Genomic DNA, 18,908 nt, shown 5'->3' with positions numbered 1-18,908 from the left:
TCTAGGCTGCGAGGTGAGCCGGCATTCTACTCGCTGTGCAGGACGGCATAAATCTGCTCGGCAAGCTTTTTACTGATACCGGGGGCTTTGGCCAGTTCATCGATACTCGCCCGCGACAATTCCTGCAACCCGCCGAAATGCTTGAGCAGATCGCGCCGACGTTTCGGGCCGACGCCAGGGACGTCCTCCAGCGTCGACGTCCGCCGTGCCTTGCCGCGCCGCGCACGGTGGCCGGTGATGGCGAAACGGTGCGCTTCGTCACGTATCTGCTGGATCAGGTGCAGCGCCGGCGAATCGGCCGGCAGGGTGAACTCGTGGGAGGCATCGTTCAGGTAGAGGGTTTCCAGCCCCGGCTTGCGGGTCACGCCCTTGGCCACGCCGAGCAGGATCAGACCGGCGACCGCCAGTTCCTGGAGCACCTCCTGGGCCATGGCCAATTGCCCCTTGCCGCCATCCACCAGGAGAATGTCGGGCATCTTCCCCTCGCCGTCCTTCAGGCGACTGAAGCGGCGGGTCAGCGCCTGGTGCATCGCCGCGTAGTCGTCGCCGGCCGTGACGCCTTCGATGTTGTAGCGGCGATAGTCCGACTTCAGCGGCCCTTCCGGGCCGAACACCACGCAGGAAGCCACGGTAGCCTCGCCGCTGGAGTGACTGATATCGAAGCACTCCAGGCGTTGCGGCGGCTCCGCCAGATCGAGCGCCTCGGCAAGGGCTTCGAAGCGTGCCGCCACATGCTGGCGGTTGGCCAGGCGTGCGCCCAGGGCCTGTTCGGCGTTGGTCACCGCCAGTTGCTGCCAGCGGGCGCGGGTACCACGCACCCGGTAGCTGATCTCCAGTTCGCGGCCTCGCGCTTCGGCGATCGCCGAAACCAGCACCGGGAAATCCTCGTGCGTCACGTTGACGATCAACTCCGCCGGCAGGTCGCGCTCCTGGTGGCTGAGATAGTACTGGCCAAGGAACGCCAGCAGCACTTCGCCCACCTCCTCCTCGATCGCGACCTGCGGGAAGAAGTTCTTGCTGCCCAGCACCCGCCCGCCGCGTACGCTGATCAGGTGTACGCAAGCGCCGCCAGGGGTGACGATGGCGGCGACGATGTCGACGTCGCCGTTGCCACCTTCCATGCTCTGCTGGTCCTGGACCCGCCGCAGGATCGCCACCTGGTCGCGCAACTCCGCCGCCTTCTCGAAGTCCAGGCGCATCGCCGCCTGCTCCATGCCGACGTTCAGCTCGTCGGCCAGCGCGTTGCTCCTTCCTTCGAGGAACATCACCGAGTGGCGCACGTCCTCGGCGTACTCCTCAGGACTGACCAGCCCCACGCAGGGCCCCTTGCAGCGCTTGATCTGGTATTGCAGGCAGGGCCGCGTACGGTTGCGGAAATAGCTGTCCTCGCACTGGCGGACGAGAAACGCCTTCTGCAGCAGGTTGAGGCTCTCGCGGATCGCTCCCGCGCTCGGATAGGGACCGAAGTAACGCCCCTTGCGCTTCTTCGCGCCACGGTGCAGGGACAGCCGCGGATACTCGTCCTCGCTGGAGAGGAACACGAAGGGATAGGACTTGTCGTCCCGCAGCAGGATGTTGTAGGGCGGCCGCCACTCCTTGATCAGCGTCTGCTCCAGCAGCAACGCCTCGGTTTCATTGGCGGTGATGGTGGTTTCCACCTGGGCGATCCGCGCCACCAGCGCAGCGGTCTTCGGCGCCAGGCCGGACTTGCGGAAATAGCTGGCCAGGCGCTTCTTCAGGCTCTTCGCCTTGCCCACGTAGAGAAGCTTGGCGTCCGCATCGAACATGCGGTAGACGCCCGGACGATTGCTGCAGGTAGCGAGGAAAGCGCTTGCGTCGAAAACGGCGCTCATCTAGCTGGCGGCATCGACCATGCCGTGGCGGACGGCGAGCAGCGCCAGCTCCACGTCGCTGGTGATCGAGAGCTTCTCGAAGATGCGGTAGCGATAGGTATTCACGGTCTTCGGCGACAGGCACAGCTTGTCGGAGATGCTCTGCACCTTGTGGCAGTTGGCGATCATCAGGGCGATCTGGATCTCGCGCTCGGACAGCGAATCGAAGGGGGAATCGTGCTGCTGCGGCTGGAAGGACTTCAGCGCCAGTTGCTGGGCGATCTGCGGGCTGATATAGCGCTGGCCGGCGAAGACCTGGCGAATCGCCTGGACCATTTCCTCCAGCCCCGCGCCCTTGGTCATGTAGCCGGCGGCGCCGGCCTGCATGAGGCGGGTGGGGAACGGATCCTCTTCGCAGACGGTGACTACCACGACCTTGATGTCGGGCTGGCTGCGCAGCAGCTTGCGGGTTGCCTCCAGGCCGCCGATACCGGGCATCTTCACGTCCATCAGGACGACATCCGGCTTCAGTTCGCGGGCCAGTTTCAGACAGTCTTCACCGCAGTCGGCCTGGCCGACCACTTGCAAGCCTTCGATGTCGGCCAGCATGCGGGTAATACCGGTGCGTACCAGATCGTGGTCGTCGACCACCAGCACCTTAATCACGCTGCACCTCGTCGCGCATTAGCAGACAACCGCCCACACGGGCCCCCAGGAGATTTCGGCAACCTTAACAGAAAGCCATCCCATGACCTAGCTTGGCGCAAAGGCGTCATAAATCAAGCGTCATGGAAACATCATTCGACGGCATCGAACGGGCGCTGCGAAGTATACCGCCAGCCCCCGGCGAGCGGCAGACCGGATCGCAGCAAAAACCGGCGAACCTGTGGAGAGCCCAGCGACGCCGGGCCTGGTAAAGCGCAAGCGCCCTGGTTGCCCGGGACTTCTCCATAGCGACCATCGCCGAAGTCGAAAACAGGCGACCAAGACGCCACTGGCACCGGCGGCTACTGCGCGGCCATCTCACCGACACCGGTGAAAAGACGCTGGTGGAGGCGCCTGCGACTGGCATTCGGCACCAGGCGAACGAGGGTATTCCTCAGCCAGACGCTCCAGGGCGATTCCCACTGACCAAGGCGGCCGACGATCCAGGATTGCTTCCTGATGAACTCGATCCGCGCCTCGCGTTGCTGCTGGAACAGGATCAGCGTCTCGGCGCGCGGCGCCAGGCACCACAGGCGCGCCAGCAGGAAGGCGTCCTCCAGGGCCATGGCCGCGCCCTGCCCCAGGTTCGGCGTCATGGCGTGTGCGGCGTCACCGATCAGCACTACCCGTCCGCGGCACCAGGAGGCGCCGGCCAACTCCTCGAGGTCGTTGTGCACCAGCGTGGTGGCGCTCGGTATGAGCCGGGCGATGCTCGCGCCGATGCCGTCGAAGTCCGCGTAGTGGGCGGCCAGCCGTTGCGGGGTGACGAAGCCCTCCTCGTCCTCGGGCTCCTCCCGGCGCACCTTCAGGGTCGCGTAGACATACATCTCGCGCGGGCTGATCTGGATGAAGCCGAGGCGCTTGCCGTGCCCCCAGACCTCTCCCGCCAGCTCGGCGTCCTCCAGCCGATGGGGAACGACCAGGCGCCAGCAGGTTTCGCCGGAATGACGCAAGGTCGCCTCCGGCCAGACATAACGTCGCACGCTCGAACGAATGCCATCCGCACCGACCACCAGCGAACAGTCGTGGACAGTGCCGTCGCTCAGGGTCACGCGTTCGTGGTCGAGTCCGTCGAGGATCTGCACGATGGAGACCCCGACCCGAATGCGCGACTCATCCAGCCCCTCCAGCAGCGCCGCATGCAGTTCGTGGCGCTGTAACGCCAGGCCGCCGCGGGAATTCCCACCCAGACTGGAAGGCATCGACATCAGCATCGAACCGTCGTGGGCGTATACGTTGATGCCGGCCAACGGCATGCCACGGCGGAACAGCCGGTCGAGATCCAGGGTGCTGGACAACGCCGTCAACGCATTGCTCGCCAGGGTGATGCCGGTACCGATGGGCCTGATCTCGCTGGCCCGCTCGACCAGCAGCCAGTCGATGCCTGCCTTGGTGAATTCGCGCGCCAGCGCCAGGCCGGCGATCCCGGCCCCCTGGATAAGAACGGTCATCCGTTGCTCCTTAGCAGCGGCATCCGTCGCCACTTCGTGCGGTCGCGACAGGCCTGCCCGAGACGATGAAAATGTCCATCCTAGCCGCCCCGGACAGCCCACCGACCCTATCAGAAGATCGAGTTGACCCTGCTCGCCGACACCTCGCCGCTCGCTTTTCCTGTCCTCCAGGCCACCGGGAGTCCGGCGCGCCGGGAAGGCAAGCGTGGCCCGGGCACGGCACGCGTGGCCGGAAATCCCCGCTAGCCGCCGCCCGCCGCGGCGCTACGGTTTTCCTTGGCCAGCGGCCTCCCGAGCGCCGGCAAGCGGCGATGGCGCCTGAAGCTCAGGGCGACCGGCCCGCGCCACCACCGCCCACGACGATCATCCAGGCGCAGCCACCCCGGCGAGAGTGGCCGGGACGGCAGTGCTCAGCCGGGCCACGGCAAGCATGCACGACCGATCGGCACGGCGTCGCGGAGGCGCGGCTATACGCAGACCCCGCTCCTGTCAACCCCTTACGCAAGGTAGTGATTGCCGGAAGCCCAGCGTACGAAAATCAACCGAAACGACATCCGCATGGAATAACGAAGCCCTGACGCCTTCAGGGCGATAGCATCGCGTGCAAGAGGTAACCGATGAGCCCGTCCGAAAACATCCAGTACGATTTCGAGTGGCGACCACTCAACAACTACCTCGCCGTGCAACGCATCACGCCTCCGGACATGCGTCAGGGTTCGGCTGCCGAGCCGCGCCTGCCCAGCGAAGCGCTCTACGAGTGGATCGTGCTGAACGGACGCTCCCCCCTGGAAGGCCTGAGCCTGGGGGAGCACTACCGCCTTTCCGACTACGGCGTCGCCGGGCTGGCATTGCAGAGTGCCGGCACCGTGGGCGAAGCCTTGCAACTGATCAAGACCAACATGCTGCTGTTCCGCAAGGATATCCGCGGGATCGCGGTGCGACGTTCCAGTTGCGACACCGTGGATGTGGATATCGACCTGCAGGACAAGCCGGACTGGCCGCAGTCGGCCCGGCTGTATCACGCCAACGTCCTGGCGTCGGCCGCCTACGCGGTGTTCCGCGACCTGCTGCTGGGCGAGCTGGAACTGGTCCGCCTGCGCCTCCCGGAAAGGAACGGCGACGTGCGGGCATACGAGGAGTATTTCCGGGTGCCGGTGTATTTCGCCGGCGCAGGCATCACCTTCACCCTCCCCGAGGAATTGCTCGAGGCCGAGATCGCCACTGCCAACTCCGCCGTGTTCCAGGCCTCGCTGGCGCTCGGCAGCAAGGCCTTCAACACCCGCGTCACCCGCGAGATGGGCGGCTACCGCCAACGCATCGTGGCACTGCTGGAGGTGCTACAGGACCGCTACCCGAGCATCGCCTGGGTCGCCCGGCAGTTGAAGGTCACCGAGCGGACGCTGCGCCGACGGCTCGCCGACGAGGGCACCAACTACCGGGAAGTGCTCGATCTGGTCCGCCACGACAGGGCGCGCCAACTGCTGCGGGACGAGCGACTGCGCATCGAGGAAGTCGCCGAGAGGCTGGGCTACATGGATACCTCCAGTTTTCGCCACGCCTTCCGTCGCTGGACGGGACAGTGCGCCAACGACTATCGCCAGGCCCGCCTCGCCGGCAAGACCGCGCGGCGCCAGGGCGAACGCTAGCCGGCATGATTCCCTTCAGGGCAATTTCTGCGGATAGGGGCGAAAGGCGAACAGGCTGCACGCAGCCAGGGAAAAAGCCGCGAGCAGCACCCATTCGGCCGTCCCGTAGCCTTCGGCGCGGTCGTACAGCCAGCCCAGCAGGTAAGCGCCGAGACTGATCGACAGGGCGAAGGTGAACGGCTGGATCGAACCGTAGATCACACCGAAGCTGCGCAGGCCGAAGTAGCGCATCAATAGGTACTTGGTGGTGCCGCTTTCCCCTCCTCCACCCAGGCCGACCAGGAACACCGCCAGCCATAGACCGCTCGGTGTGTCGCCCACCAGGAACCAGGCCATGCCGAGCACCGCCGCCAGGGCGAAGGGCAACGCCACCCGAGGCGTCGCCACGCGGTCGAGAAGCCAGCCCATCAGCGGCTGCGACAGCATCATGCCGACCCACAACGCCGACAGCGCGGTGCCCGCCTCGCCCCGGGACAAACCGCGCTCCACCAGCATCGGCACGCCATGGGTCATGATCCCGGACATCACGAACACCGCCAGTACCTGGTTGCCCAGCACCAGCCAGAAACTGGCGCTGCGCCAGGCCTGGGGCGCCGTCGATCCGCTCAGCGCGGTTTCCGCTACGGCCGTGCCGGCGGCCACGCCAGCATCCGGCGCTGGCTCGCGGAACAGCCAGGCCAGCAGCGGCAGCGCCAGGCCCAGTTCGAGCACGCCGTAGACCAGGAAAGCGCCGCGCCAGCCCCACGCTTCGAGGCTCTGGTGGCCGACCAGCAGGCCCAGCGGCCCGCCCACCCCGAAGCCCAGGCCTAGCAGGCCGTAGGCCACGCCCAGGCGTTGGCGGAACCAGAGTCCGAGGATACGTCCGTAAGGCAGGTTGCCTGGCGCCAGCAGGCCGATCAGCAGGAACAGCGCGTAGAGTTGCCAGACGGCATTCACCGCCGCCAGGCCGAGCAGCGGCAGCGACAGGGCGGCGGTCAGCCCGAGCATTGTCCGCCGCGCGCCCCAACGATCGATCAGCCAGCCCTTGAGCGGGCTGGTGATGGCGACCGCCAGTCCGAACAGCGTCACCAGCAACGACACCTCGGCGCGGTCCCAGGCGTACTCGGCGCTCATCGGTGCGATGAACAGACTGAAGGTGTTCAGCAGGATGCCGGTGGGCCCGAGCATGATCGCCACCACCGACGCCAGCAGCACACCGCCGCTGGTCGCGGAAAATTCTCGTTGCGCCACGCCTGGCCCTCTAGAAGCGGTATGCCGCGCGTAGGTAGTAGAAGGCGCCGTTGAAGCCGATCTGCGAGGCATAGGTGTCGTAGCGCAGCACGTCGCCATAGGTGGTGTTCTGCGCGGGCAGCTTGTCCGGACGGACGTCGAACAGGTTGTCGGCGCCGGCGGTCAGCGTCAGGTCGGCGCTGAGCCGGTAGCGCGCGGCGATGTCGGTGATGTACTTCGGGTCGTTGACGAAATGGTTGAATTTCTCCGTCGACCAGGCGTCCGGCCCTACCGTGTAGTCGAGTTCCGAGCTGGTCCGGCCGTAGCGCGTCAGGCGCAGGCTGACCTCCCAGTCCTGGCGGCTCCAGGTGCCGCCGAGGGAAACCTGGCTGCGCGGGGTGGAGCTGGTGATCCAGGCGACCTGCTGGGCATTGAGCAGCGGCTCGCCGTTGGCGCCTCGATGGTTCTTGCGCAAGGTGGTGCGGTTGAAGTTGGCCGACAGTTCCCAGTCGACCTGCCCGTACTCGCCAAGCGCGACGAGGTAGTGACCGGTGATGTCGACACCGCGGGTGCGGGTGTCGGCACCGTTGGCCAGGTAGTGGGTACTGACCGTACTGGCACTGGCCGGCAACGAGATCCCCGCCGCGGCCAGGGCATCGATGGCTTCCTGGCCGGAATAGGTGGCGCTGTCGACGATGCGGTCGCGGATGCTGATCTGGTAGGCGTCGATGTTCAGCCCGACGTTTTCCCACGGGCTGAGTACCAGGCCAAGGTTGAAGCTGGTCGACTTCTCCGGTTGCAGTTCGTCGGCGCCGAGCATCTTCGCCGCCGGCGAGTTGGCCGCCAGCAGGCCAAGGGCGATGGTCGGGCCGACGCTGAGGCCGGTGTAGTGCTCCTGGACCAGGGACGGCGCGCGGAACCCGCTGCTTACGCTGGCGCGCAGCGCCACCCGCGGATCGAACTGGTAACGGGTGGCGAACTTGCCGTTGGTGGTGCTGCCGAAGTCGCTGAATTTCTCGTGGCGCACCGCCACGTCGACCTCCCAGGCTGGGGTCAGGGAGGTACCCAGGTCCAGGTAGGACGCCCAGGCGTGCCGCGACCATTGCCCCTCGCTGAGCGGCGAGAGGCCAGCCAGGGATTCCGCCCCGCCGCTGTAGTAGGACGCCGGGTCGCCGGCGTCGATGCGGTAGCTTTCCCGCCGGTATTCCGCACCCAGCGACAACGCCAGCGGAGCAGCGAGGAAATCCAGTTCGAATTCCCGCCCCAGGTCCAGGTTGCTGGTCCATTGGCTGTTGCGGTAGCGCGCCAGGTCGAAGCTTCTCGGGCTGTTGCCGGTTTCACGGTAGATCGCCGCGTTCACCGACTGGGTCATGCCGATATCGGGACGGTCGGCGCCGTAGCCACTGCTCAGGTCCCAGTGCCAGGCATCCAGCAGACGCTCGCCGCGCACCCCGGCGAGGAACGCATAGTCGTCCTCGTCGCTGTTCGGGCGCGGCGTGAAGCCGTCCGGATACAGCGTCGGCGCCACCGAAGCCAGGCGATAGTTGGCCGCCGAGGAGGCCTTGCGCCGGGTATAGGTGCCGAAGCCGTACACCTCGATATCGTCGCCCAACCCGAAACCCGAGTTGAGCGCCAACGATTGCCGGTGGAACGCGGGATCGCCCATGGAAATGTTGTCGCGCCGACCGGTGCGCTCATCGATGCCGCTGCGCATCGTGCGCTCCTGCTCGCGATATTCGGCGGTGAGGTTGACGAAGCCGCTATCGCCGAAGGCCAGCCCGATGTTCCCCCCGCCGCCATGGGTGAAGCCGTCGCCGTCGCCGGTCTGCCCGACGTCAGCGGCCGCCGACCCGCCGCTGTCGGCGGACTTGAGGATGACGTTGATCACCCCGGCGATGGCGTCCGAACCGTACTGCGCCGAGGCGCCGTCGCGCAGCACCTCGACCCGCTCGATGGCGTTGATCGGGATGGTGTCCAGATCGACGCCGGTGGAGCCCTTCTCCAGCCCCCCGCTGATATTGAGATTGGCCGTTTCGTGGCGACGCTTGCCGTTCACCAGCACCAGCACATGGTTGGGGCTCAGCCCGCGCAGCGACTGCGTGTGGGTCAACGCCGAGGCGTTGAACGGCTGGGCCTGGCGGGTCAGCGAGGGCAGCAGTTTGACCAGTGCATCGCGCAGGTCGACCGCGCCGCTGCTACGTAGCTGGGTAGCGCTGACCACGTCGATCGGGCTCAGGCTGTCCTGCGCCCTCACATCGCTCTTGCGCGTGCCGGTGACCACCACGGTGGACAAGGTCGGTGCCACCGCCGCACCTCGCGTCTCCTGCACAGGCGCCTGTCCGCGGCGCAGGACGAAGGCACCGCTTTCGTCCTGCGCGTATGCCAGCCCGCTGCCGGCCAGGGCACGCCGCAAGGCGTCCTCGACACTGAGCCGGCCGCGGATATCCGGTCCGCGCAACCCCGCCACCAGGCGCTGGTCGAAGGCGATCGGCACGTGTCCCTGGCGCACGATGTTCAACAACACCTCGGCCAGTTCGCCGGGCGCTATGTCGAATACCCGGGGCGCCGTGGCCGCGTCGCGCGGCCCACCGTCGGCGGCCTGCACCTCGCCCTGCAGCGCGCAGGCGAGCCCCACCGCACAGAGCACGGGGGTCAACGAACGAGAGGAAAGACGTACATCGGGCATGGTCGAATCGTCCTGGATGGAATTCGCCCATGAGTGCAATCCGACGCCGGCTTTTTCAGCGTCGGGCAATATGAATTTCGCATAACCTTATGCGCCCGGGTTCCTCCGCAGGCGGCGCACTAGCGTGCGTCGGCGAGCCGCGGCGCGGGCGGGTTGATCAACAGCGCGAATATCTCGGAGTGGGACTTCACGTTCAGCTTCGCGTAGATGTGCCGGCGATGCACCTTGATAGTGGCGATCGACAGCGTCAGCCGATCCGCTATTTCCTTGTTCGAGTATCCATCCAGCATCAGCCGGATGACATCCGACTCCCGCGCAGTCAGCGGCGATATCAACCCTCTCCAGGGCTGGACTTCCACCTCCGCCGCTGCGATCGGTTTCGCCTCCTCCCTGACCGCATCCTCGAAGTGGATGCGTTTTTTCATCAGCGCGATGACCCACGGGCGAAGCAGCTCGAACAGCGCGATCTGCTCGGCACCGAAGCGGCTCTCGCTGCCCAACGACAGGCATAGGGTTCTTTCACCATCCAGCGGGACGTTATATTGAACTTCGTCCGTCACCACATAATGCGCAAAGTACGTATTGTAATATTCGGTCGTTTCGAAATCTTCGGAGACGATATCCGCAAGATGAAAAAGCCCGCCGCGCCGACAGTTCCTGGATACCTGGTAGAAAGGATCTTGCAGATAAAGTCCGGTTATATATCGACTGATCAGCGGGTCCGGCTCGACTTCTTCTCTCTCCTCCTCCATGAAGGAAAGAATCAAGGGACTGGAATCGCTGAATATCAGGGCCGCCCAGTTGTCGACGGGGGCGAACTGGCCGAGGGTCTGCGCCAGGATCCGCCAGAAGAACGGCCGGTCCAGCGCTTCGAGCAACTTTCCCAGTGACTCGTGCCAGGCGCCGCCGTGCAATGCGATATCCACACAACTACTCCTCTGGGATTAGTCACTCGGCGTTATGTCATGAAGAGTTCCAATGTGCATAATATCGATGCCTTCGAAGATAGCCACAGGTCAGAACTACCAGTTCTGGTAGGTGCAAAATCCAACTTGTTTCGTTTCGGAAAGGAAATCCAATGAAAAAAGTTTGTGCACTGGCGTTATCGATCCTGACGACGATCGGTGCGACAGCGGCGGACAGTGCATGGGCTGCGCAAACCAGCGTCCATCTTTACAACTGGTATGACTTCATCGCCCCGGAAACGCCCAAGGCTTTCCAGAAGGAAACCGGCACCCGTGTCGTCCTCGACACCTTCGACAGCGCCGAGACCGCGCAGGGCAAGCTGATGGTCGGCCGCTCCGGCTACGACGTGGTGGTGATCACCTCCAACATCCTGCCCGGGCTGATCAAGGCGGGCGTCCTCCAGGAACTCGACCGCGACCGGCTCCCCCACTGGAAGAACCTCGACGCGGACATCCTCGGGAAGCTTCAGGCCAACGATCCCGGCAATCGCTATGCCGTACCTTATCTCTGGGGAACCACCGGGATCGCCTACGACGTGGACAAGGTCCGCAAGCTGCTCGGCCCCGACGCGCCGGTCGACTCCTGGGACCTGGTCTTCAAGGAGGAGAACATCTCCCGCCTCAGCCAGTGCGGCGTGGCCACGCTGGACTCCTCCACCGAGCTGGTGTCCATCGCCCTCAACTACCTGGGCCTGCCGCACAACAGCCAGAATCCCGAGGACTACCAGAAAGCCCAGGAACTGTTGCTGAAGGTTCGCCCCTACATTCGCTATTTCGACTCCTCCAGAGTCGACACCGATCTCTCCAACGGCAACGTCTGCGTGGTGGTCGGCTGGCAGGGTACGGCCTACATGGCCCAGGTCAACAACGAACAGGCCGGGAACGGTCGCCATATCGCCTACAGCATTCCCCGGGAAGGCTCGCTGGTCTGGGCCGAGAACATGGTGCTGCTCAAGGATGCACCGCATCCGCAGCAGGGTTATGCGCTGATCGACTACCTGCTGCGTCCGGAGGTCATCGCCAGGACCTCCAACTACGTGGGCTATCCGAATGGCAACCAGGCGGCGCTGCCGCTGGTAGAGCGGAAGCTGCGGGAAAACCCGGCGGTTTACCTGAGCAAGGAAACCATGGCGACCCTCTTCCCGCTGGAAACCCTGCCACTGAAGGTCGAGAGAATCCGTACCCGTGTCTGGAGCCGGGTCAAGACCGGGAGCTGACACCCGCCCGAGACGCCCCCTGGAAGCGCGGGAGCGCCCGGAGCCAGAAAAATCCAGCGAGGTCCGCCAGGACCGGCGTTCGCGTCTTTCACCGGGCGAGGCTCTGCCTCGTCCGTCAGGATGCGGCTTGCCGGCTGACCTGCGACCGATAGAGATACCTCTCCCCCAGGGCGGGAAAGCCCCGGGCATGCCTGATGGAGAAAACCATGCTTATCCATTTCTGCCCCAGGCTGCTGACGCCTGCGGGGTTCGACCTGCCGTGCGAGTTGATCGACATCCGCATCAAGGAGTTCGACCTGCACCTGCTTGGCGGGCGCGACGTGGTGGCGCGTCACCCCCTCCCCGACAAGCGCTACCACGTGGCCTGCCGCAAGTCCGGCTGCAAGGCGGTGAATGGCCTGCTGGTGGACGTGGAAAAGCACGTTCCGCTGTTCACCGTGGACACCCGCTGGAGCATCGACGCCGAAGTGGTCCTGCGCCACCGCGTCGAGTACGTGGTGCTCGACGCCGAGCACGATGCGGTGAGCGACTACATGCTGCTGTGGTGCGACGAGGTGCCCAACTACTTCCTCGGCCAGAGCACCCCGGCCATGCAGGTTCCGTTGATGGAACTGATGCGCGGCAATGCGTTGCAGACCGAGCGGCAGGATGTGTTCCGCCTGCCGACGCTGAGGTCCGAACGCCTGCGCCAGGGCAACGCCGATGCCAACCAGCATCTTCCGAGCCGTGAGCAGGCGTTCCACGTCAAGGCCGAGCAGATCAGCTATGGGCTGGCCTGAAGGACGCGCGCCAGCGGCAAGCTACGCTGGCCGCCGGTGCCGCGCATCACAGGGCAGCCGCGCCGCTCAGTGCCGCGGCTGCCATACCTCCACGGCGCGCGCATCCACCGGTTTGGGTAGCAGTCCCTGGGCGTGGAAGGCGTCGGCGATGCGCTGTTGCTCGTCGAGACCATCTGCGCTCACCGGTTGTACGTCGTAGCTGCGCCGCGCATTCGCCTGCTCGACGGTAGCGGCATCGAGATTGCCCCACAGCGGCCCCAGCACCTTGGCCGCGTCGGCCGGGTGGCTCTTGAGCCAGCGCCCGGTGCGCTGCAGTTCGGCGAAGACCTGCTGGAGCACTTCAGGATGTTTCCTGGCGTAGTCGCTGGAGGCGAGGTAGTAGCGCTGGTAGCTGGCCAGGCCCTGGCCGTCGGCCAGTACCCGCGCGCGTTGCTGGCGCTGGGCGCTTGCCACGTAGGGGTCCCAGGTCACCCAGGCGTCGACCTTGCCGTTCTCGAAGGCGGCGCGGCCGTCGGCTGGCGTCAGGTAGGCTGGCTGGATGTCGGAGAACTCAAGCCCGGCGCTGGCCAGCGCGGCGATCAGCAGGTAGTGGCTGCCGGCGGCCTTGGTCACGGCGATGCGCTTGCCCTTCAGCTCGGCCAGGGACTTCAGCGGCGAATGTTCGCCGACCAGTATCGCCTGCGCCGCGGGCGAAGGTGTTTCGCGGGCGAAGTAGGTCAGGCGAGCACCCGCCGCCTGGGCGAACACCGGCACGGTGTCGGCGACGTCGGCGGAGAGATCGACGTTGCCGACATTGAGCGATTCGAGCAACGGCAGGCCGCTGGGGAACTCATGCCAGGACACCCGGATGCCCTGCCTGGCCAACTCGCGCTCGAAGGTGCCCTGGCTGCGGATCAGGGTCAGCAGAGTCGAGGATTTCTGGAAGCCGATGCGCAAGACCTCCTCGGCCTGTGCGCCACCAATGCCCGACAGGACGACGGAAGCGGCAAACACGATGGCCAAGCGACGCAGGAACGGACGAGACATGCGATGACTCCTGGGATAGGTGCGAGCGCCCGCAGGGACGGGAGTTCCAGCTGCCGGCGACGGAACGGATAGATTATTGGAATAAAAAACAATCGATAAATAACTTATAGTTATCAATTAATGCCCGGGCAGCGCCTACCGGATATCCGCATCCGACGCCTGCCTGACCGCAAAGCCGCTGGCGAAGGTCGGCCGCACATCGAGGCGCTGCGGAATCAATCCATGGGCCTGGTAGAAATCGGCGGTCTCCTGCTGCTGGCCGAGCGTTCGCTCATCCAGCGCCTGCCAACGCAAGCGCCGGCGTTCGAACTGCAAGCGCGCGGCGTCCTCGGGGAAGCCGATGATCTGCGCCAGGCTTCGCGAATACTCGTCCAGGTGCAGGTACGCCCAGCGCTGGGCGCTGGCCAGGCGTTGCAGGTAGTCCTGCAGCACGGCGCGTTTCGCCGGGTCGGCCAGTGCGCTATCGGTAGCAGCGAGGAAGCTGTTGCCAGCCCACAGGCCGCGCCCGTCGACCAGTACCCGAGCCTTGTCGGCGGTCTCCGCGAACGCGGTGTAGGGCTCCCAGGTCGCCCAGGCATCCACGGAACCATTGGCGAGGGCCATTTTCGCGTCCACCGGGCCGAGGAAGCGGAATTCGACGTCCTTCTCGCCCAGCCCGACCGAGGCCAAGGCCTTGAGCGCGACGAAGTGGCCGATGGAACCGCGCCCGGTGGCAATGCGCTGACCTTTCAGGTCGTTGGCCGAGCGCAGCGGCGAATCCCCTCTCACCAGCACGGCGGTACCGTAGGGATCGGATTTGTCGACGGCGATGGCCTTCAGCCGGGCACCGGCGGCCAGGGCGAAGAGCAATGGCGCGTCGCCGATGATGCCGGCATCCACCGCACCGGCATTGAGTGCTTCGGCGAGGGGGGCGGCGGCGGGGAATTCGAACCAGCGGATGTCGTAGGTCAGGTCGTCCAGCGCGCCGGCAGCCTCCAACTGGGCGCGCATGTTGCCCTTCTGGTCGGCCAGGCGCAGGGTCACGCGCTCGTCGGCACAGGCCTGGCCGACGAGCAGGCAGAGAAGCAGGAACAGGCTCAGGGTCTGACGCATTCCGTAACTCCTCAACGCTGGCCGACGCGGAGGTCGGCGGGCAACTGGCGGGCCACTTCGGCGGCACCGGCGGACAGGCTGAAGTCGAACGCCGGGGCGACCTCCAGCGACTTCGGCAGCACGCCTTCGGCATGGAAGAAATCGGCGGCGGTCTGCAAGGTGGCGGCAACCTCCGGACCGAAGACCACAGGACTGATGCGCGCCTCGCCAACCCAGCGCCGAGTGACTTCGCGCGGCATGTTCAGATCCTTGGCCAGGGCCTCGGCGAACGCCTCCGGATGCCTCAGGGCCCAGGCCTGGGCACGCGCCAGGCGGGTCAGCAGGTCGCTGATCGCGGCCTTCTTGCGGGCGATCGCAGCGTCGCTGGCCAGGGCATAGGAGTAGCCGGTCATGATCCCGGCACCGTTGTCGATGACCCGCGCCTGATCGAGCAGCACGGCGCTGGAGGTATAGGGCTCCCAGGGCACCCAGGCGTCTACCGAGCCACGCACCAGGGCGGCGCGGCCGTCCACCGGACCAAGGAAGGAAAAGCTTACGTCCTGCGGTCCGAGGCCGGCGCGACGCAACGCGCCAAGGGCGAGGAAATGCCCCCAGCCGCCGCGATTGACGGCAATGCGCTTGCCCTTGAGGCCGGCCACCGAACGGATCGGCGAGTCCTTGCCGACCACCAGCGCCACGGTCGCCGGGTTGAAGTGCCAGGCGCCCACCGCCTTGAGCGGCGCGCCGGCAGCGTAGACGAAGAGGAACGGGATGTCGCCGGTAAAGCCTATGTCCAGGGCCCCGGCGTTGAGCGCCTCGAGCACCGGTGCACCGGAGGGGAACGCCGACATTTCCAGCTTGTACGGCAGGTCGTCGAGCTCGCCGGACGCGCGCAGGGCGGCGTAGCGGTCGCCCTTCACATCGCCCAGGCGCAGGCTGATGAGGTCGGCGGCGCTGGCGGCTCCAGCCAGCAGGGTCGCGGCCAGCAGGCCGGCAAGCACACACAGGGGTCGTTTCATGGGCAATCTCCAGGCAGCTCCGCACGGAGCCGGGGCTATCCTGGGCTATCCGTTCCGCCGGTGCGGTCGCCGACAAGGCCAGGGTCGAGAATCGTGGGAGGTACGTTTCAAAGACTCAGCGCCGCCCTCCCCGCCGCGCTCCAGACGCTATCTTTCTGTGGCGTGTGGACACGTCCGCAAAGCACGTCGCGGTAGTGCCGCTGTAGCGGATTGTGCCGGCTGAGGCCGTGGTTGCCGCTCAGTTCCAGGGCCTTCTCGACCACCGCCAACGCGTTGTCGATGACCGCGACCTTGAGCAGCCCGGAGTCGCCGGCGGGCAACTGTCCGCAGCACGCGGCATCGAGCAGCAGGCGGTTCTGCAGGAGCAGGCCGTCGATCCCGCCGAGCGCCTCCTGCATCCTCGGCAGGCTCGCCAACGGCGCGCCGAGACTGGCCGGCACGCGCTCGCGCAGCCAGCCGACGAGCCACTCGCGGGCGCTCCCGGCGATACCGTCGTAGAGAGCGCCAAGCAACACCGCGCTAGCCTGGGCGAAGTCGCGCAGCACGGCCTGGTCCGGCGCCGGAGGCTGGTCGTGGGGATGCAGGCCGATGGCGTTTTCCAGAGGCACCGCCACCTCTTCGAAGAGCACCTCGTGGCTGCCGCTGGCGCGCATGCCCAGATGGTCCCAGCTCTCCACGATACGGATGCCTGGGCTGTCGCGGCGCACCAGCCAGGTACCCACGCGGGGGGTCGGCTCGTCGCTGCGCGCCCATACCGCCAGCCAGGTCAGGCCGGGAATGCCGGTGGTGTAGAGCTTGTGCCCGGACAGCTGCCAGCCGTCGCCGACACGCCGCGCCAGCGTACCCGGCAGACCGCCGCGTGACGGCGAACCCAGCTCGGGCTCCACGCGCAGGCTATTGATCAACGCCCCCTGCTCCAGCACCTCGCGCGCCACGCGCCGCTTGAGCGCGCCGGGCCAATCGGGGTTATCGGCCAGGCGCCGCAAATGCAGGTACTGCATGCACAGCACCAGGGCCGTGGAGGGTTCGCCGCGAGCCACCGCGCCGATTACCCGGCGCAGCTCGCCGAGGCTGGCGCCGGGACCGCCGAGCGCAGGCGGCAAGGCCAGGGCGAGCAGCCCGTGGTGTCGCAGCAGGGCCAGGTTGGCATGGGGAAAATCTCCGCTGCGGTCATGGGCATCGGCGCTTTCCGCCAGTTGCCGGGTCAGTTCTGGCAGCCGTTCATCGAACGCCGCCGAGGGAGTCTGCAGGACGGCCATGGGATCAGGCCGTGGCGCGCCGGCGCTCGCGCTCGGCGACTTTGGCGCGGGTCAGCGGGATCAGCTCGCGGCCATATTCCACGGCATCGGCGAGGGGATCGAAACCGCGAATGAGGATATTGCGCACGCCCAGGTCGTAGTAGGCGAGCAGGGCATCGGCCACCTGTTCCGCGGTACCAACCAGGGCTGTGGAGTTGTGCCCGCCACCGACCAGCCTGGCGATTCCGGTCCAAAGGCGCTCGTCGAGGCGCTCGCCCTGCTCCACCGCCTTGAGCAGACGCTGGGCGCCGACGCTCTGCGGCTTGCCCTTGGGGAAGCCGGCCTCGCCCAGGCGCGCGCCGGCGCTTGCGCGTATCGCCTCGGCCTTGGCCCAGGCCTCGTCCTCCGTGCGCCCGAGGATGGGCCGGAACGACAGGCTGAATTCCACTTCGCGACCATTCGAGCGCGCCTGTTCGCGCACAGCGGAGATGGTTTCGGCGGCCTGTGCCAGGGGTTCGCCCCAGAGCATGAACACATCGGCCTGCTTGCCGGCGACCTTCAGCGCGGCTTCCGAGGAGCCGCCGAAATACACCGGAATGTGCGGTTTCTGCTGCGGACGGATGGCCGAGAAGGCGTGCTCCACGCGGTAGTGCGCGCCGTGGAAATCGAAGGGTTCGGTGCTGGTCCAGGTGCGCTTGAGCAGTTCGATGAATTCGTCGCTGCGGGCATAGCGCTGGTCGTGGTCGAGATAATCGCCGTCCTTGCGCTGGTCGGCGTCGCTGCCGCCGCTGATGATATGCACCGCCAGGCGCCCGTCGAGGAGGTGTTCGAGGGTCGCCAGCTTGCGCGCGGCCAGGGTCGGGGCGACGAAACCGGGGCGGTGCGCCAGCAGCAGACCGATCCGGGAAGTGGCCAGGCCTGCGGCGGCGGCCACCAGGAATCCATCCGGCTGGTCCGACCAGTAGCCGACCAGGATTCGATCGAAGCCGGCCTCTTCGTGGGCGCGTGCGAAAGCGGCGATGTAAGGCTTGTCGAGGATAGGTCCGACCGGCGCGAGGGTCTCCGAGGCCAGGCGATGGCCGATCATGCCGAGAAACTGGATGCTCATGGTCCGTACTCAGTGGAAGGCTTCGTTGAAGGACGTGTCGATCACCGTGGAAGTGTCGAACGGCTTGGGCAAGGCACCGGTCTGCAGCAGGAAATCCGCGGTCTCCTGGTAGTCGGTGGCGGCCTGGGCGTCTACCGGGCCGACGCTCATGCCGGCCTGGCCGATCCAATGGCGGGAGACTGCCCGGTCGAGATTGGCCTTCTGCGCCCAGAGGTCGGCGTACTGCTCCTTGTGTGCCTCGACCCAGGCCCGTGCCTTGCGCAGGCGGCCGAGGAAGTCGGCGATCTGCGCGCGCCTGGGCTCGATGGAAGCAGCGTTGGCGGCGATGCTGGACAGCCCCGGCATCAGGTCGCGGGCGGTGAGAATCGGCCGTGCGCCGGAAACCACGATCTGCTGCGAGATATACGGCTCCCACACCGGAAAGGCATCGATGCTGCCGCGCGGCAAGGCGGCGGCGGCGTCGATCGGCATCAGCTTGACGAACTCCACGTAGTCCTTCGGCAGGCCGGCTTTCTCCAGCGCGCGCAAGGTCAGTTGCTGGCTCCAGGCACCGGGCCAGTAGGCGACTTTCCTGCCCTTGAGATCGGCAATGCTGCGCACCGGAGAATCCTTCGGCACCAGCAGGGCTATGGTATCGGGGTTCTGCCGCGAGACGCCGACCAGCTTCACCGGCGCACCCTTGGCGGCGAGGAAGATGAAGCCCGAGTCGCCGAGGAAACCCAGGTCCAGCGCTCCGGCCTGCAACCCTTCGGCCACCGGCGCGGCGGACTGGAAATGCTTCCATTCGACCTGGTAAGGCGCGCCTTCGAGAACTCCCGAGGCCTCCATGGAAGCCCGCACGTTGTAGTAGTTCTGGTCGCCCACACGCAACGTCGGCAGCTCTGCGGCCTGGGCCAGGGAGGCACCGAGCAGAAGCGTGGCGAAGCTGGTTAGCAGGTATTGCTTGAGTTTCATCG

Annotated in this window: 15 protein-coding genes; 3 read left to right on the top strand and 12 right to left on the bottom strand. The window is 66.3% G+C overall.

The window, feature by feature from the left end:
- Positions 1–26: 26 nt before the first annotated feature.
- From uvrC to pqsH, 3 genes are all read right to left on the bottom strand, one after another.
- Entirely contained in the window at positions 27–1,853 is a 1,827-nt protein-coding gene (gene uvrC / locus ACYAF3_RS23570) for an excinuclease ABC subunit UvrC (RefSeq protein ID WP_003097551.1), read from the bottom strand.
- Positions 1,854–2,498 carry a response regulator transcription factor GacA gene (gene gacA, locus ACYAF3_RS23565; RefSeq protein ID WP_003090351.1) on the bottom strand — a complete coding sequence of 215 codons (645 nt, stop codon included), beginning with the start codon at positions 2,496–2,498 and terminating at the stop codon, positions 1,854–1,856.
- 341 nt (positions 2,499–2,839) lie between these two features.
- Positions 2,840–3,988: a 2-heptyl-3-hydroxy-4(1H)-quinolone synthase gene (gene pqsH, locus ACYAF3_RS23560; RefSeq protein WP_003090354.1), complete on the bottom strand. Its 1,149-nt coding sequence runs from the start codon at positions 3,986–3,988 to the stop codon at positions 2,840–2,842.
- Between the two features lie 617 nt (positions 3,989–4,605).
- On the opposite strand from pqsH, the gene ACYAF3_RS23555 reads away from it, so the two are divergent.
- Positions 4,606–5,634 (top strand): AraC family transcriptional regulator, encoded by a 1,029-nt coding sequence (locus ACYAF3_RS23555; protein WP_003097554.1) that lies wholly within the window; start codon positions 4,606–4,608, stop codon positions 5,632–5,634.
- A gap of 15 nt (positions 5,635–5,649) precedes the next feature.
- Here the strand turns inward: ACYAF3_RS23555 and ACYAF3_RS23550 are convergent, their stop codons facing one another.
- The 3 genes from ACYAF3_RS23550 to vqsR form a co-directional block, all read right to left on the bottom strand.
- Positions 5,650–6,864, bottom strand: coding sequence for an MFS transporter (locus ACYAF3_RS23550; protein ID WP_003113355.1), 1,215 nt, complete (start codon positions 6,862–6,864; stop codon positions 5,650–5,652).
- A gap of 10 nt (positions 6,865–6,874) precedes the next feature.
- Positions 6,875–9,529 (bottom strand): TonB-dependent receptor, encoded by a 2,655-nt coding sequence (locus ACYAF3_RS23545; RefSeq protein ID WP_017001947.1) that lies wholly within the window; start codon positions 9,527–9,529, stop codon positions 6,875–6,877.
- Between the two features lie 119 nt (positions 9,530–9,648).
- Positions 9,649–10,455, bottom strand: a complete 807-nt coding sequence (gene vqsR / locus ACYAF3_RS23540) for a transcriptional regulator VqsR (RefSeq protein WP_003097562.1) — start codon at positions 10,453–10,455, stop codon at positions 9,649–9,651.
- A gap of 152 nt (positions 10,456–10,607) precedes the next feature.
- On the opposite strand from vqsR, the gene ACYAF3_RS23535 reads away from it, so the two are divergent.
- Together ACYAF3_RS23535 and qteE are read left to right on the top strand one after the other, a co-directional pair.
- Complete coding sequence (locus ACYAF3_RS23535; protein ID WP_003090368.1) at positions 10,608–11,711, top strand: polyamine ABC transporter substrate-binding protein; 1,104 nt, start codon at positions 10,608–10,610, stop codon at positions 11,709–11,711.
- Between the two features lie 206 nt (positions 11,712–11,917).
- A complete protein-coding gene (gene qteE, locus ACYAF3_RS23530; protein WP_003090369.1) occupies positions 11,918–12,490 on the top strand; it encodes a quorum threshold expression protein QteE in 573 nt (190 codons plus the stop codon).
- Between the two features lie 66 nt (positions 12,491–12,556).
- Here the strand turns inward: qteE and ACYAF3_RS23525 are convergent, their stop codons facing one another.
- From ACYAF3_RS23525 to ACYAF3_RS23500, 6 genes are all read right to left on the bottom strand, one after another.
- Positions 12,557–13,516: an aliphatic sulfonate ABC transporter substrate-binding protein gene (locus tag ACYAF3_RS23525; RefSeq protein WP_003097598.1), complete on the bottom strand. Its 960-nt coding sequence runs from the start codon at positions 13,514–13,516 to the stop codon at positions 12,557–12,559.
- A 135-nt stretch (positions 13,517–13,651) separates the two neighbouring features.
- Complete coding sequence (locus ACYAF3_RS23520; protein ID WP_003097601.1) at positions 13,652–14,608, bottom strand: ABC transporter substrate-binding protein; 957 nt, start codon at positions 14,606–14,608, stop codon at positions 13,652–13,654.
- A gap of 11 nt (positions 14,609–14,619) precedes the next feature.
- A complete protein-coding gene (locus ACYAF3_RS23515; RefSeq protein WP_003113358.1) occupies positions 14,620–15,606 on the bottom strand; it encodes an aliphatic sulfonate ABC transporter substrate-binding protein in 987 nt (328 codons plus the stop codon).
- A 107-nt stretch (positions 15,607–15,713) separates the two neighbouring features.
- Positions 15,714–16,865 (bottom strand): acyl-CoA dehydrogenase family protein, encoded by a 1,152-nt coding sequence (locus ACYAF3_RS23510; RefSeq protein ID WP_088003586.1) that lies wholly within the window; start codon positions 16,863–16,865, stop codon positions 15,714–15,716.
- A gap of 4 nt (positions 16,866–16,869) precedes the next feature.
- Entirely contained in the window at positions 16,870–17,952 is a 1,083-nt protein-coding gene (locus ACYAF3_RS23505; protein WP_003097607.1) for an LLM class flavin-dependent oxidoreductase, read from the bottom strand.
- Positions 17,953–17,961: 9 nt separating this feature from the next.
- Positions 17,962–18,906 carry an ABC transporter substrate-binding protein gene (locus tag ACYAF3_RS23500; RefSeq protein ID WP_003097609.1) on the bottom strand — a complete coding sequence of 315 codons (945 nt, stop codon included), beginning with the start codon at positions 18,904–18,906 and terminating at the stop codon, positions 17,962–17,964.
- Between the last annotated feature and the right edge of the window lie 2 nt (positions 18,907–18,908).

The sequence above is a fragment of the Pseudomonas sp. TZ252 genome (assembly GCF_056110345.1).
The sequence above is the reverse complement of the archived record's forward strand: the minus strand, read 5'-3'. Positions and strand labels throughout refer to the sequence as shown.